The organism is Streptomyces sp. NPDC005423, from assembly GCF_040606415.1.
Classification (GTDB): domain Bacteria; phylum Actinomycetota; class Actinomycetes; order Streptomycetales; family Streptomycetaceae; genus Streptomyces.
This window is the reverse complement of sequence record NZ_JBEXET010000018.1, coordinates 105042-117226: the sequence shown is the minus strand read 5'-3', so window position 1 is coordinate 117226 and position 12185 is coordinate 105042. Positions and strand designations below refer to the sequence as shown.

The window sequence follows — 12185 nt, the reverse complement described above, 5'->3', positions numbered from 1 at the left end:
ATTCCCGGCCGGTCGCCCGCCGGCCTCCGCGGTGACCTGCGTCTTCCGGTGTTGACGGCGGTCGGCCCGGGTGCGAGCGTTCCCGCATGACCGCTTCCGCGCCCGGCACCACGCTCCTCGTCCTGGACGCGGAACCGCTCCCCCGGCTGGGCCGGCTCACCGGGCGGGTGCGGGTCGAGCACGCGGACGCCTCCACGCTCGCGGACCGGCTGCCGTACGCCGATGTGCTGCTCGTGTGGGACTTCACCTCGACCGCGGTGCGCGCCGCCTGGCCGGGCGAGGGGCGCAGGCCGCGCTGGGTGCACACGGCGAGCGCGGGCGTGGACCATCTGCTCTGTCCCGAACTCGCCGCCTCCGACACGGTGGTGACCAACGCGCGGGGCGTCTTCGAGCGGCCGGTCGCGGAGTACGTCGCCGCCCTCGTCCTCGCGCTCGCCAAGGATCTGCCGCGCACCTGGGACCTCCAGCGGGAGGGGGTGTGGCGCCACCGCGAGACCCAGCGGGTGGCCGGCACCCGGGCCTGCGTGGTCGGTTCGGGGCCGATCGGCCGGTCGATCGCCGCGCTGCTCAAGGCGGTGGGGATCACGTCGGCGATCGTCGGCCGCGTCCCGCGCACCGGTATCCACGGCCCCGGCGACCTGGACCGGCTGATGGCCCGCGCCGACTGGGTGATCGCGGCGGCTCCGCTGACCGAGCAGACGTACGGCATGTTCGACGAGCGGCGGTTCGGGGTCATGCAGCCCTCCGCGCGCTTCATCAACGTAGGACGTGGGCAGTTGGTGGTGGAGAGCGCGCTCGCCTCGGCGCTCGCCCGGCGCTGGATCGCGGGGGCCGCGCTCGACGTCTTCGCCCGCGAACCCCTGTCTCCCGACAGCCCGTTGTGGCATGCCCCGGGGTTGCTGGTCTCCCCGCACATGAGCGGTGACACGGTCGGCTCGCGGGACGAACTCGGGGCGCAGTTCGTGGAGTTGTACGAACGCTGGGCGGCGGGCCGGCCGCTGTCCAACGTGGTGGACAAGCAGCGGGGTTACGTGCCCGGGCACTGACACGGACCCGTAGGAGGAGTGCCATGCGCCTCTGGAAGGCCACGAGCAGGGCGGTCGCGGCGGGTGTGGTCTGGGCCACCCTCTGGGCAGGAATTCAGTTCGGCTACGGACTGCTGCGCTACGGCGCGCTCGTCCCGCGCGGACCGGGACTGCTGCTCGGGCCGGTCGCCGGGTTCCTGGGCGGCTTCGCCGGAACGCTGCGGCCGTACCGCGAACCGGGCGAGAACCGATCCGCGTAGGCGACGGCCGTTCGCACCACCGCGCCGCCGATGCCGCACGGCCGGCGGGCCCCGCGTCATCGGGTCCGAGCCGCGGAGCAGATCGGCGGCGCCCGGGAACGGGACCGGACCCCCGGGGAGTTCCGCGGCGTGACACTCCGGCCCACACCCCGCCACCGCATGTGATCGGGCCGACACGGGAGGTCAGCGGCGTGGGCGATGACAAGGGCATATGCCGGACGGCCCGCGCCCCGGCCACGTGGCGCACCGACTCGCCAACAAGCGCTCCACCAGCGCCTCTTGACGGCTATCGTGGACAGGGATTCGCTGCCCGGATCACGGCACAGAAGCGAGCGCGAGGGGAAACACCGTGGCGCTGAAGCACGAGCCGACCGCCCCCTACCACTCGGCCCAGGACGCCCTGCGCGTCCTGGAGACCGTGACCCGGCACACCGACGGCGTCACCGACACCGAACTCGGCCGCCACACCGGCCTCGACCCCGAGCGGCTCACCGCGCTCCTGCGGATGCTCCGCCGCGAGGGCTACGTCGAGCAGATCGCCGACGGCGCCTACGTCGGCGGGGAGGCCCTCGGCCGCCTCGGCTCCGCGCACGGCCACGACCAGGCGCTGCGCGACAAGCTCCAGGAGACCCTCGACCGGCTGCGCGACTCGCTGGGCGCGGCCGTCTACATCAGCCGGTACGTGGACGGCGAGATCACGATCACCCAGTACGCCGACAGCCCCTCCGCCCCCGCGGTCAACGAGTGGGTCGACTTCCGCTCCTGCGCCCACGCCACGGCGCTCGGCAAGAGCCTCCTGGGCCAGCTCGACCACGACAGCCGGCGCGACCATCTCTCCCGGCACCGGATGGCCCGTCTCACCTCACGCACCATCACCAGCGACCGGCTGCTGCTCTCCCGGCTGGAGACCCAGCCGCCGACGGTGCCGCACCTCGACCTCCAGGAGTACGCGGTGGGTACGGTCTGCGCCGCCGTCCCGATCACGGCGGGCGCGGCGGTGGGCTGCCTGGCCCTGTCGCTGCCCGTCGAGCACGCCCACCGCCTCCGCCGGGCCGCGGACACCCTCAACCGGGGCGCGGCTCCCCTCCTGCTGTCACTCGCCCTCTGAGACGGTCCGGAGCACCCCCGCGGACCAGGTAGTATTTTCTCGTCGCCGCCCGCGAGACGCAGGTCGAACGGTCGGCACGAGTCACGCGCCGCTAGCTCAGTTGGTTAGAGCAGCTGACTCTTAATCAGCGGGTCCGGGGTTCGAGTCCCTGGCGGCGCACTGTGTGTGACCTGGGCATCCTTCTTATCGGAAGGGTGCCCTTGGTCGTTTCCGGGGTCGGATGCCGGCGCGGGGCCGGCCCTGACGGCCCCGCGGTCGACGACACGGAGCCCGGCCATCCGGACCGCCCCACCCGTCGCCCTCGTCCCGGTCCGTCCCTTCTCCGGGACCGCAGCGTCATCGCCGATAGTCGCCGGCCTCGGCTCCGAGGACGTTCAGCAGGGCCAGGGCCTCGGCGCTGCGGGATCCCTGCGGCGCGCTGTAGAGCACGAGGTTCTGGTCGCGGTCCGTGAGCGCGAGCGAGTCGCAGTCGACGGTGATCTCCCCGACGACCGGGTGCCGGAAGGTCTTGGTGAGCATCGGCGCGGCCTGTACGTCGTGCCCCTCCCAGAGTCGGGCGAACTCGGCGCTGGAGCCCCGGAGTTCGTCGACGAGCGCGGACACCGCGAGGTCGGAAGGGTATCGGGCCAGGGCGGACCGGAGCCCCATGACGACGTGGTGCCGGAACTCCGCGGCGTCGGCGACCCCGTACAGCGGCGCGTCGGCGCGGGCCGGCCGGAGGAACGCCCGGCGTGCGAGATTGCGGTCCTCCGGGGTGAGCGCGCCGAAGTCCTCCATGAGGGCCGCCGCGAGGTCGTTCCACGCGAGCACCTCGAACACGGCGGAGGTCACGAAGGCGGCCGTCTGCGGCAGCCGCTCCAGCAGCGCGAGGATGCTCGGGCGGACGTCGCGCCGGTGCAGTCCGGTCCGGCTCGGCGCGGTGCCCGCGAGGACGTGGAGGTGGTCGGACTCGGCGTCCGTGAGCCGCAGCGCGCCCACGATGCCGGCCAGGACCTCGCCCGACGGCCGCGGTGCCCGGCCCTGTTCGAGCCGGACGTAGTACTCCGTGGAGATGTGCGCGAGGACCGCCACCTCCTCGCGGCGAAGACCCGGTGTCCGGCGTCGCGGGCCCGAGGGGAGGCCGGCGTCCTCGGGCCGGAGCCGCTCACGGCGGGTGCGGAGGAACGCCCCGAGCTCCTGCTTGTCCATACCCCAAGTGTGCACGCCGCGCGGCGACGGATCCTGGTACCGCCTGTGCCTGAATGCGTTCCGGAGGCCGGATGACACTGGCGGCATGACGAACACCATCGGCACCGCACCCATCGGCCTGCTCACCGGCAAGGTCATTTTCATCACCGGCGCCAGCCGCGGCATCGGGGCGGCCGCGGCCCGCCTCTTCGCACGGGAGGGCGCCGCCGTCGTGCTCGCCGCCCGCAGCACCGACGCCCTCGACCGCGTCGTCACCGAGATCCGCGCCGACGGGGGCGTCGCCGACGCCGTCGCCCTGGACCTCGCCGACCGTGCCGGCGTCCGCGCCGCCATCGACCGTGTCGAGGAACTGCACGGACGGCTCGACGGCGCCTTCAACAACGGTGCTGCCGGACAGCAGCAGCCCGGCCCGCTCGACGCCACGACCGACGAGGACATCGACGAGCAGTTCACCGTCAACTTCCGCTCGCACTGGACCGCCATGACCGCCGAAGCCGCGCTCATGCGACGCAACGGTGGCGGGGCGATCGTCAACACCTCCAGCATCGGCAGCCGCCGCGCGAACCCCGCCCTCCCCGCGTACGGCGCCATGAAGCGCGCGCTCAACAGCATCACCGAGACCGCCGCGGTGAGCTGGGCCCCCGACGGCATCCGGGTCAACGGCATCACCCCCGGCGGCACCGCCACGGAGATGATCGACGCATGGGAGACGGCGACCCCCGGCATCGTCGAGCACATCAAGGCATCGATCCCGCTCGGACGGATGGCCGAGCCCCACGAGGTCGCCGAGGCGGCCGCGTGGCTGCTCAGCGACCGGGCGTCGATGGTGACCGGTGCGATCGTGCCGGTCGACGGTGGCGCGGGCGCCTGAGAGACAGGCCCCGGCCGTGCCGGAAGGCGCTGTTCGCCGACCTCGACAGCGACCCTCGTCCCGGACCGCCTGGAGCGCCACCGGGACGCTCGCCCCGTGCGACCGCGTCGGCGACAGCCGCGCCGACCACTCGCCTACGGCATCATCCGACTCATCGGCGGGCTGACTCCTGATCAGCGGGTCCGGCCTTCGAGTCCCCGGCGGCGCACGGTAGCGACAGGTCCCGCGGCGAGACGAGGGGGCCTTCGGCGTCCTCGGGGGTCAGCGGGCGGTAGGCGCTCTCCCCCGGCGGTCGCCACCACACCGGGTCGGCGCAGCGGACGCCCTCCCGCCGCAGCTGGGCGCGGTGGATCTTGTTGGTGGCCGTGACCGGCATCCGGCGCACCACCCGGACGAACCGGGGTGCCATCTTCGTCCCCAGGTCCGGCTGGGCGTGCAGGAAGCCGGCGAAGGCGGCCGGTTCGAAGTCGCCGGCGATCGCCGCCATCACCTGGTCCCCGGTGACCGGGTCCGGCACCGCGTAGACCGCCACGGCGGCGGCGCCCTCGTAGCGGGCGAGGATGTTCTCGATCATCGCGGCGGCCAGGTTCTCGCTGTCGACGCGGAGGCGGTCGTCGGTGCGGCCGGCGAAGTAGAGGAAGCCCTCGGTGTCGCGGTAGAAGAGGTCGCCGGTCCAGTACAGGCCGTCGCGGCGGCGTTCGGCCTCGGCCTCGGGGTTGCGCCAGTAGCCCTCGAAGGGGTTGGCGCCGCGGTTCACCAACTCCCCTATGGCGGAATGCCCGTTGAGCAGCCGTCCGGCCGGGTCGAACACCGCGGGCGGGCACTCCTCGCGGGACTCCGGGTCGAGGACCGCGAGGCCGGGGGCCGCCCGCCCCACCGCGCCGGCCGGGGTGCCCGGCGTCCACTGGATCGCGGCACCGCCCTCCGAGGACCCGTAGCCCTCCACCAGCCGTACGCCGAAACGGCGTTGGAAGGCCGCCGCGTCCACCGCGCCCGCCTCCGTGCCGAAGCCCAGCCGGAGCGGGTTGTCGCGGTCGTCGGGCCGCTCCGGGGTGGCCAGGACGTACTGCACCGCGCGTCCCACATAGGTGAAGTACGTCGCCCCGAACTCCCGTACGTCGTCCAGGAAATGGGAGGCGGAGAACCTGCGGCGCAGCGCCACCCCGGCCCCGGCCGCGAGCGCGGGCGCCCAGTCGGCGATCACCGCGTTGCCGTGGAACATCGGCATGCAGACGTAGTGCACGTCGTCCTCGCCCACGCCGAACTGGCCCACCAGCGACCGGCCGGCGGCGGCCAGCCTGCCCTGCGTGCAGATCGCGGCCTTGGGCGCGCCGGTCGAACCGGAGGTGAAGTAGAGCAGGAGGCGGTCGTCCGGGGTGGCCCGGGAGGCGTCCGGTACGGCGTCGGCGTAGGGCGCGAGCAGGTCGTCGTAGGCGCCGGTGTCGGTCACCAGGAGGCGGACGCCGGGGAGTCGGAGACCGTCCAGGAGGGGGAGGCGGGCGCGTTCGGTGACGAGGAGGCGGCACTCGGTGTGCAGGATGTCCCGGGCGAGTTCGGCGCCTCGGCGGGTGGGGTTGAGGCCGGCGACGGCCGCTCCCGCGAGGGCCGCGGCGCCCAACCACATCGGGTACTCGGGGGTGTTGTCGAGCAGCACGCCCAAGTGCGGTGCGGCTTCGGGCGGCAGGAGGTCGGCGAGGAGTGCCGCCCGGGCCGCCGCCCCCGCCGCGGTCTCGTGATGGGTCAGCGTCCGCCCCTCGAACCACAGGCCCGGCCGGTGGTCGCCCCACCGCGCCCGTACGAGCTCCGCGACCGTGCACCTGGTGGACTCCATGGAGCCGCACGGTAGTTGACGTACCGTCAGATGGGGAGCCCGGGGAGGCTAGGAGTGCAGGAAGTCGTCCGCCACCGAGAACACGCCGTGCACCATCAGCATGAACCCGAGGCAGAAGAGGATGAAGACGCCGAAGAACGTCAGCAGGCAGCCCGTTCCCGCCGCCAGCTTCCCGGGGGCCGGGGCGTGGGCCGTGGCCTGCTCGGGGTGGTCCGCCGCGTAGTAGACGGTGACGAGGTCGCCCTGGACGGTCGTCGACGGCCCGTTCGCCTCGTCGAAGCGGACGGCGCGGCCCTCGCGCGTGGTGAACTCGTAGACGTGGTGCATCGTGGTGTGCACCATGCTCTCCCCGCCGCCTCCGGTCGTCGTGTACGTGCGCAGGCAGGTGGCCTCGGCGGTGAGGCCGCCGCTCCAGGCGCCGCTGACCTGGCGCGAGCGGCGGACGACGCTGACCGCGCCGAACACCGCGAGGGCGATCATGAGCAGGGGTATGACGTAGAACAGCGCTTCCATGGAGTCCCCCGAGGTCGGTGCCGCTGGTGGGGGGAACCTACCCCCGGGGGAGACCGGACCGGCTCAAGCCAAGCTCAGAACGTGACGTCCGAGCAGGCGTAGAACGCGTTGGCCGTGTCCGCGATCGTCCACACCGCGACGATGACGTGGTGGCCGGAGAGACCGGACGGCAGGGTGCCGCTGTGGGAGAGCGTGGCCGGCGGGCGCCGGCCGTCGTAGGGGACCGTCAGGAACGGGGTGGTGTTGAGGTCGGAGCGGGCGAGGGCGTGGTTCTGGTTCCAGCCCTGCCTGGTGACGTAGTACCTGAAGTCGGTCGTGGCGTGCAGGGCGGTGAACTGCCAACGGAAGGTGTAGGACTGACCACCCGTCACCCTGGTCGTCGGCCACGCCGTGCCCGCCGGGGTGGCCGGCGAACTGAGCTGGGCGAACCTGCTCAGACCGCCGTTGCAGATCTGCCCGTCGGCCGGGCCCACGGCCGGGAAGCCCTTGGGCCCTTCGACGCTCTGCGGCTCGTACTGGATGTCGCCGCAGTTCCGCACCGTGCCGTTGGCGCAGAGCTTCTGCCTGCCGACAGGGAGGTCGGTGTAGCCGTGGCCGCTGGCGCCGCCCGTCGAGAGCACGACGGCACCGGCCGTGGTGAGTCCGAGCACGGCGGCGTACCACCTGGTCTTCTTACGCATACTGCCGCTCCTGGAGAACGTGTGGGGAGTTCCGTGAGCTGTGCAGGTCTAGACCAAGTCCCAGGATATTGCCGTCAATTGGTGCTGTCCATACCCATCACGGGAGGTGCACGGCGGCAGGTGTACGGCGGCAAGTACACGACGGGGCGCGCGCACCGAGAGCCGTCAGGGTCCCGTCTCCCCCCGTCCCGAGCAGAACGCGACCGTCAAGTCCTTGACCAGCGCCTTGCGTTCGCGGTCGTCCAGGTCCACGAGCCCGCGCATGGTCAGCCGGGCCACCGTGTCCTCCACCGAGTCGACGACCGAGGTGAGCACGCTCGCCCGGTGCCGCGCGTCCAGCGCGGCGATCCGGCGGCGGGTCATCACCGCGGCGACCTCCGGCGCGTACTCGACCCGCACCGGCCGCACCGAGAACACCTCCAGGCCGACCGGCCCCGCGTCCGCCGCCACCAGCCGGGTCAGCGCGTCCCCGGCCGCGCCCGCCGCACCCCGCGCGGCCCCCGCCGCCTCCACCGGCACCCGGGCCAGCGCCGCCTCCACGCACTCGCGCAGATACGTCTCGTGGTCCTCGACCCCGAGCGTGGCCCGCGCGGTGTCCCGCACCCGCCACACCACCAGCACCACCACGCGCAGCGCGACCCCGTTCCCGTCGGCGGCCGGCATCGGCTCACCCCGCCAGTGCCGCAGCCGTACGTCGACCCTGCTCCGCAGCACCAGCGGGTTGACCCAGAGCAGACCGGTACGCCGGACGGTCCCCCGGTAACGGCCGAACAGACCGAGCACCCAGGCCCGCCCGGTCCGGCCCCGGGCGAGACCGCCGAACCCGAACAGACCGAGCGCGCCCGCCCCGGCGTAGGCGGCCCACTGCGCGGGACCGAGACCGGCGCCCGCGTACGCCGGCAGCCGCAACGCCCGCACCGCGAGCGGCGGCAACACCCCCGCCCACCACGTGTTCACCGCGCACCCGGCCGCCCCGCAGACGCCGGCGAGGAGGCCCGCCGCGCCGGGCAGCACCCGCGCTGCTCGCTCGACGAGGTCGGGGTCGACCTCCGGCGCCGCCCGCGGCCCCACCGGCCCCGGACGCCGGAAACGCGGCTGCTCGCCGGTGCCCTGCCGGCGGGCGACCACGGCCGGCCCGAGCGCCGGCGGGACCGGGTCCGGCTCGTCGCGGAAGAGCAGATGGACGGGGATCTCGGTGGTCGCCTCGTTCTGGATGAGCCGGGCCGGTCTGCCCGGCCCCTCCGACTCGGGCGTCTGTGAAGTGGTCGTCGTACTCATGGTGCCTCCAGCCTCCGCGCCGGCCGCGTCCCGACGGATGGTGAGAAGAAGGGTGGTCAGGTGGCCCACGGGGGCCGGTGGTCAGGAGGGGCAGGTGGTGGGAAGGGGCAGGTGGTCAGGAGGGGCAGGTGGTCAGGAGAAGAGCCGCCGCCAGGTCTCCGGCCCCGGGCAGCCGTCCGCCGCGCCGCCCCGCCAGCCCTGGGCGCGCTGGAAGGCCTCGACGTTCCGGCGGTCGTCCTCGCCCCAGCGCGGCCCCGGACCGTCCGGGTAGTACGCGCCGAACCCGCGCTGGACCAGCCGCTTCCCCAGCCGGGTCACATACGCGTTCTCCGCGCCTGGACGGAACAGGCCCCGGCCGGGATAGCCGGGGACACCGTGCGACACGGGCGAGACGGGCGACGAGGGTGAGGAGGGTGACGAGGGTGACGAGGCCGGATACGGCGTCGACGTCTCCTCGGCGGCCTGGCCGAACGGTGCGCCGGGCTCCATGGGTCGCCCGGCCGGACCGTGCAGCGGGGCCTTGCCGCCCTGCGGGGTCGCGGGCTCACCGTCCGCGTCCCCCGCCTTGCCGTCCGCTGGAACGGCGGGCCGGGGCGCGGTGTGCGGCGCCGCCACGGCCGGTACGACGTGGCCCTCGCCGAGAGCGGCCGACGCGGCGGCGGCCAGGACGAGGGCCCGGGCGGCGGCCGGATGGCCGAGGGCACGGCTGGCCGGGACATGGGGAAGTACGCGCCTCCAGTGCACGCAGCCTGGGCAGTCGCAGTCGCGGTCGCTCGCGGGCTCGACCTCCTCGAACACCGGAGTCTCCATGCGACGCCCCTCACACTTCGGGTAAAAAATGTCCGCACTCGCGCACTTTCGCCAGTTTCGCAACTGTCGGGTGGACGCGCATGCTGACGGTCCGAATGATGTACGGCACCCTTCCCGCCCGGGGTCGTCCCCGTCCCGGTGGTCCGGAGCACCGTCGCAGGTCCGGTAGAGTTCTCCGGGTCGGCAGGCGCCGCTAGCTCAGTTGGTTAGAGCAGCTGACTCTTAATCAGCGGGTCCGGGGTTCGAGTCCCTGGCGGCGCACATGACAGCAGGCCCTTCGCTTCGGCGAGGGGCCTGTTCGCTTGTTTGGCCGGATACCCTCTGGCCCATGGCAGCCCGAGACCTCCAGGACCGGATCAAGAAGCTCATCGTCGAGCGGCGGCTGGCCTCCGGGGCCCCGCTGCCCACCGAGCCCGAGCTGATGGGGTACCTCGGCGCCAGCCGGAACTCGGTGCGCGAGGCCCTGAAGGCGCTCCAGGCGATGGGCATCGTCGAGATCCGGCACGGCTTCGGCACCTACGTCGGCCCGATGTCCCTCGCGCCGATGATCGAGGGACTCACCTTCCGTACGGTCGTCGGCCACTACCGGGGCGAGGACAGCCTGCTCCAGCTGCTGGAACTGCGGGAGGCGATGGAGACCGGGCTCGTCTCCCGGCTCGCGGGCCGGCTGCCCGCGCGGGACCTCGCCGAACTGGCCGCTCTGGTCGAGCGCATGGAACGGGAGGCCGCCACGGGCGCCGGTCTCGCCGCCACCGACCGGGCGTTTCACGCCACCCTCTACCGGGGCCTGGACAACGCGCTGCTGAGCGAGGTGCTGGAGGCGTTCTGGGACGCCTTCCACCAGGTGCACACGGATCTCGCGGCCGGCCCGCAGGATCCCGACGTCACCTGCCGGCAGCACCGGGAGATCCTCGACGCGGTCCGCTCCGGGGACGCCGTACGGGCGGAGCGGGCCATACGGGACCACTTCGACGACGTACGCACCCGGCTCTCCACGACCGTCTGAGCGGCGCGCGCCGGAGCGGCCCCGATCGCCTTGATCACCAACCCGGGCCGCACGAACCCCAGTTGAGGGGACACCGGCCGCCTCGGACACGGAGAGCCACCGGCGCGGGACCGGGCGTGAACCGGCCTCTAGGCCGGGGCGCTCATCCGCTCTACAGTCTTCTCAGATGGCCTTGGACCCCCGGCCTGTCGCCCGGCCGGCGCCCGGCCGGCGCCCGAGCCTCCCGCGACGGTCGCCGGGTTACTCCCGCAGCCCGTGCCACCCGCGGTCGAGGACCAGCCCGGCCGGTGACCTCGGGGGGAGCAGTCACCGGCCGGGCCAGGTGCGTCACGGTCCGGTGCCGGTGAGGTACGCGGAGACGACCACGTTCGCGGTGTAGCTGCGGCTGGACCGGTCGAAGGTGCCGCCGCAGGTGATCAGCCGCAGTTCGGCCCGCCCCGACTGCCGGGGGCCGTAGGCCTGCCGGGCGTCGAAGTGGTCGCGGGCCAGCACCCGCACGTCGTCGACGGTGAAGTCGGCGACCTTGCCGTCGTCGCGGAGGACCCGGATCGTCTCGCCCGGCCTGAGCGTGCTCAGCTTGTAGAAGACGGCGGGCCGGGTCTCGGTGTCGACGTGCCCCACCAGCAGGGCGGTGCCGTCGGCCCCCGGTCCGACCCCGTCCGCGTACCAGCCGACCGCGCCGGACCGGTCGAACGGCGGCGGGTCGATCGCCCCCCGCGCGTCGAGTCCCCGGGCCACCACCGGGGCCCGCACCCCCAGGCCGGGGATGTCCAGGCGCCGCGGCCGGGCGCCCCCCAACGGGCTTGCCGCGGAGGGCAGTTCGACCTCCGCGGGGCGCCCGACGGCGGCCACGTCACCGGTGGTCGGCGCGGATATCCCCAGCCGTACGTCGGTCAGGTCCCGGCCCCACAGCCAGAGGCCGAGCAGCAGGACCGCCCAGGCCACGCCCATCAGGAGACGGCCGGTGCCGGTGGATCGCGCGGGGTCGGACGCGGTCGGTCCGCCCTGCGGCTCATGGTCGGACATGGTCAGTCCGTCCTGCGGCTCCGGCGGGCGCTGCGCGCCGCGAAGGCCGCCGCGGCGACTCCGGCGAGGACCAGACCGGTGACCGTCTGCGCGGTGCCGGGTCCGGCCGCGCGGGCGTCAGCGGCGGCGAGGTGCGCGGTGCCGCCGCCGCCCGCGTGGACCGGGGCGACCGGCGAGGCGGGGCCGGAGGGCCGCTCCGACGGCGACCGGGATCCGTCCGCCGCGATGGTGATGGCGCCCCGGACCGTGAGGTTGCCACAGGTGATCTTGACGTCGTGGGGGCCGGTCCTGATCGTGCTGCGGACCCGGGTCTCACCGGCCAGCGTCCCGGCCCGGCCGGTGAGCGTGGCGTCCGCGACGAACGCGTCGGAGGAGGCGCTGCCGGTCGTACCGGGACAGCCGCTGATCCGCAGGGACACGTCGCCGCCGGGGGCCGGGGAGGTGGGGGTCACCGAGACGGTGCCTCCGTCCGCCGCGTACGCCGCCGGGATGAGCACCGCGAAGAACGCCGCGCTCGCACAGAGAGTGACTTTTACTGAACGCATCGTGAACCTCCAGTTACCTGGAGACTCCTCCTGGGCACCCCGCC

General features: G+C 73.8%; 13 protein-coding genes and 2 tRNA genes. 7 read left to right on the top strand and 8 right to left on the bottom strand.

What is annotated here, in order from left to right; all coding sequences use genetic code 11:
- The first annotated feature begins 86 nt into the window (after window positions 1-86).
- The 4 genes from ABZT12_RS20620 to ABZT12_RS20605 all read left to right on the top strand — a co-directional run bounded on the left by ABZT12_RS20620 (window position 87) and on the right by ABZT12_RS20605 (window position 2552).
- On the top strand, window positions 87-1046 hold the full coding sequence (locus ABZT12_RS20620) for a D-2-hydroxyacid dehydrogenase (RefSeq protein WP_356386232.1): 960 nt from the start codon (window positions 87-89) through the stop codon (window positions 1044-1046).
- A gap of 23 nt (window positions 1047-1069) precedes the next feature.
- Window positions 1070-1285: a hypothetical protein gene (locus tag ABZT12_RS20615; RefSeq protein ID WP_356386230.1), complete on the top strand. Its 216-nt coding sequence runs from the start codon at window positions 1070-1072 to the stop codon at window positions 1283-1285.
- 349 nt (window positions 1286-1634) lie between these two features.
- Entirely contained in the window at window positions 1635-2393 is a 759-nt protein-coding gene (locus tag ABZT12_RS20610; RefSeq protein WP_356386227.1) for an IclR family transcriptional regulator C-terminal domain-containing protein, read from the top strand.
- An 85-nt stretch (window positions 2394-2478) separates the two neighbouring features.
- A tRNA-Lys gene (locus ABZT12_RS20605) sits at window positions 2479-2552 on the top strand.
- A gap of 177 nt (window positions 2553-2729) precedes the next feature.
- Here the strand turns inward: ABZT12_RS20605 and ABZT12_RS20600 are convergent.
- Complete coding sequence (locus ABZT12_RS20600) at window positions 2730-3581, bottom strand: helix-turn-helix transcriptional regulator (protein ID WP_356386224.1); 852 nt, start codon at window positions 3579-3581, stop codon at window positions 2730-2732.
- 85 nt (window positions 3582-3666) lie between these two features.
- On the opposite strand from ABZT12_RS20600, the gene ABZT12_RS20595 reads away from it, so the two are divergent.
- Window positions 3667-4452, top strand: coding sequence for an SDR family oxidoreductase (locus ABZT12_RS20595; protein ID WP_356386221.1), 786 nt, complete (start codon window positions 3667-3669; stop codon window positions 4450-4452).
- 151 nt (window positions 4453-4603) lie between these two features.
- Here the strand turns inward: ABZT12_RS20595 and ABZT12_RS20590 are convergent, their stop codons facing one another.
- The 5 genes from ABZT12_RS20590 to ABZT12_RS20570 all read right to left on the bottom strand — a co-directional run bounded on the left by ABZT12_RS20590 (window position 4604) and on the right by ABZT12_RS20570 (window position 9564).
- The gene (locus ABZT12_RS20590) at window positions 4604-6283 is read right to left on the bottom strand and encodes an AMP-binding protein (RefSeq protein WP_356386218.1); all 1680 of its coding nucleotides are present in this window, start codon (window positions 6281-6283) and stop codon (window positions 4604-4606) included.
- 48 nt (window positions 6284-6331) lie between these two features.
- On the bottom strand, window positions 6332-6796 hold the full coding sequence (locus ABZT12_RS20585) for a DUF3592 domain-containing protein (RefSeq protein WP_356386215.1): 465 nt from the start codon (window positions 6794-6796) through the stop codon (window positions 6332-6334).
- Window positions 6797-6870: 74 nt separating this feature from the next.
- Window positions 6871-7476 carry a lytic polysaccharide monooxygenase gene (locus ABZT12_RS20580; RefSeq protein ID WP_356386211.1) on the bottom strand — a complete coding sequence of 202 codons (606 nt, stop codon included), beginning with the start codon at window positions 7474-7476 and terminating at the stop codon, window positions 6871-6873.
- A gap of 165 nt (window positions 7477-7641) precedes the next feature.
- Entirely contained in the window at window positions 7642-8754 is a 1113-nt protein-coding gene (locus ABZT12_RS20575; protein WP_356386208.1) for an SPFH domain-containing protein, read from the bottom strand.
- A 132-nt stretch (window positions 8755-8886) separates the two neighbouring features.
- Window positions 8887-9564, bottom strand: a complete 678-nt coding sequence (locus tag ABZT12_RS20570; RefSeq protein WP_356386205.1) for a peptidoglycan-binding protein — start codon at window positions 9562-9564, stop codon at window positions 8887-8889.
- 187 nt (window positions 9565-9751) lie between these two features.
- On the opposite strand from ABZT12_RS20570, the gene ABZT12_RS20565 reads away from it, so the two are divergent.
- Window positions 9752-9825, top strand: a tRNA-Lys gene (locus ABZT12_RS20565).
- 67 nt (window positions 9826-9892) lie between these two features.
- Window positions 9893-10570 (top strand): FadR/GntR family transcriptional regulator, encoded by a 678-nt coding sequence (locus ABZT12_RS20560; protein ID WP_356386202.1) that lies wholly within the window; start codon window positions 9893-9895, stop codon window positions 10568-10570.
- Window positions 10571-10897: 327 nt separating this feature from the next.
- Here ABZT12_RS20560 and ABZT12_RS20555 read toward each other — a convergent pair whose 3' ends face one another.
- Together ABZT12_RS20555 and ABZT12_RS20550 are read right to left on the bottom strand one after the other, a co-directional pair.
- Window positions 10898-11596 (bottom strand): class F sortase, encoded by a 699-nt coding sequence (locus tag ABZT12_RS20555; protein WP_356386199.1) that lies wholly within the window; start codon window positions 11594-11596, stop codon window positions 10898-10900.
- A gap of 2 nt (window positions 11597-11598) precedes the next feature.
- Window positions 11599-12141: a hypothetical protein gene (locus ABZT12_RS20550; protein WP_356386196.1), complete on the bottom strand. Its 543-nt coding sequence runs from the start codon at window positions 12139-12141 to the stop codon at window positions 11599-11601.
- Window positions 12142-12185 lie beyond the last annotated feature (44 nt).

Coding starts and splice junctions, on each gene's coding strand:
- ABZT12_RS20620 (WP_356386232.1), top strand. CDS start 87: ATGACCGCTTCCGCGCCCGGCACCACGCTCCTCGTCCTGGACGCGGAA.
- ABZT12_RS20615 (WP_356386230.1), top strand. CDS start 1,070: ATGCGCCTCTGGAAGGCCACGAGCAGGGCGGTCGCGGCGGGTGTGGTC.
- ABZT12_RS20600 (WP_356386224.1), bottom strand. CDS start 3,581: ATGGACAAGCAGGAGCTCGGGGCGTTCCTCCGCACCCGCCGTGAGCGG.
- ABZT12_RS20595 (WP_356386221.1), top strand. CDS start 3,667: ATGACGAACACCATCGGCACCGCACCCATCGGCCTGCTCACCGGCAAG.
- ABZT12_RS20590 (WP_356386218.1), bottom strand. CDS start 6,283: ATGGAGTCCACCAGGTGCACGGTCGCGGAGCTCGTACGGGCGCGGTGG.
- ABZT12_RS20585 (WP_356386215.1), bottom strand. CDS start 6,796: ATGGAAGCGCTGTTCTACGTCATACCCCTGCTCATGATCGCCCTCGCG.
- ABZT12_RS20580 (WP_356386211.1), bottom strand. CDS start 7,476: ATGCGTAAGAAGACCAGGTGGTACGCCGCCGTGCTCGGACTCACCACG.
- ABZT12_RS20575 (WP_356386208.1), bottom strand. CDS start 8,754: ATGAGTACGACGACCACTTCACAGACGCCCGAGTCGGAGGGGCCGGGC.
- ABZT12_RS20570 (WP_356386205.1), bottom strand. CDS start 9,564: ATGGAGACTCCGGTGTTCGAGGAGGTCGAGCCCGCGAGCGACCGCGAC.
- ABZT12_RS20560 (WP_356386202.1), top strand. CDS start 9,893: ATGGCAGCCCGAGACCTCCAGGACCGGATCAAGAAGCTCATCGTCGAG.
- ABZT12_RS20555 (WP_356386199.1), bottom strand. CDS start 11,596: ATGTCCGACCATGAGCCGCAGGGCGGACCGACCGCGTCCGACCCCGCG.
- ABZT12_RS20550 (WP_356386196.1), bottom strand. CDS start 12,141: ATGCGTTCAGTAAAAGTCACTCTCTGTGCGAGCGCGGCGTTCTTCGCG.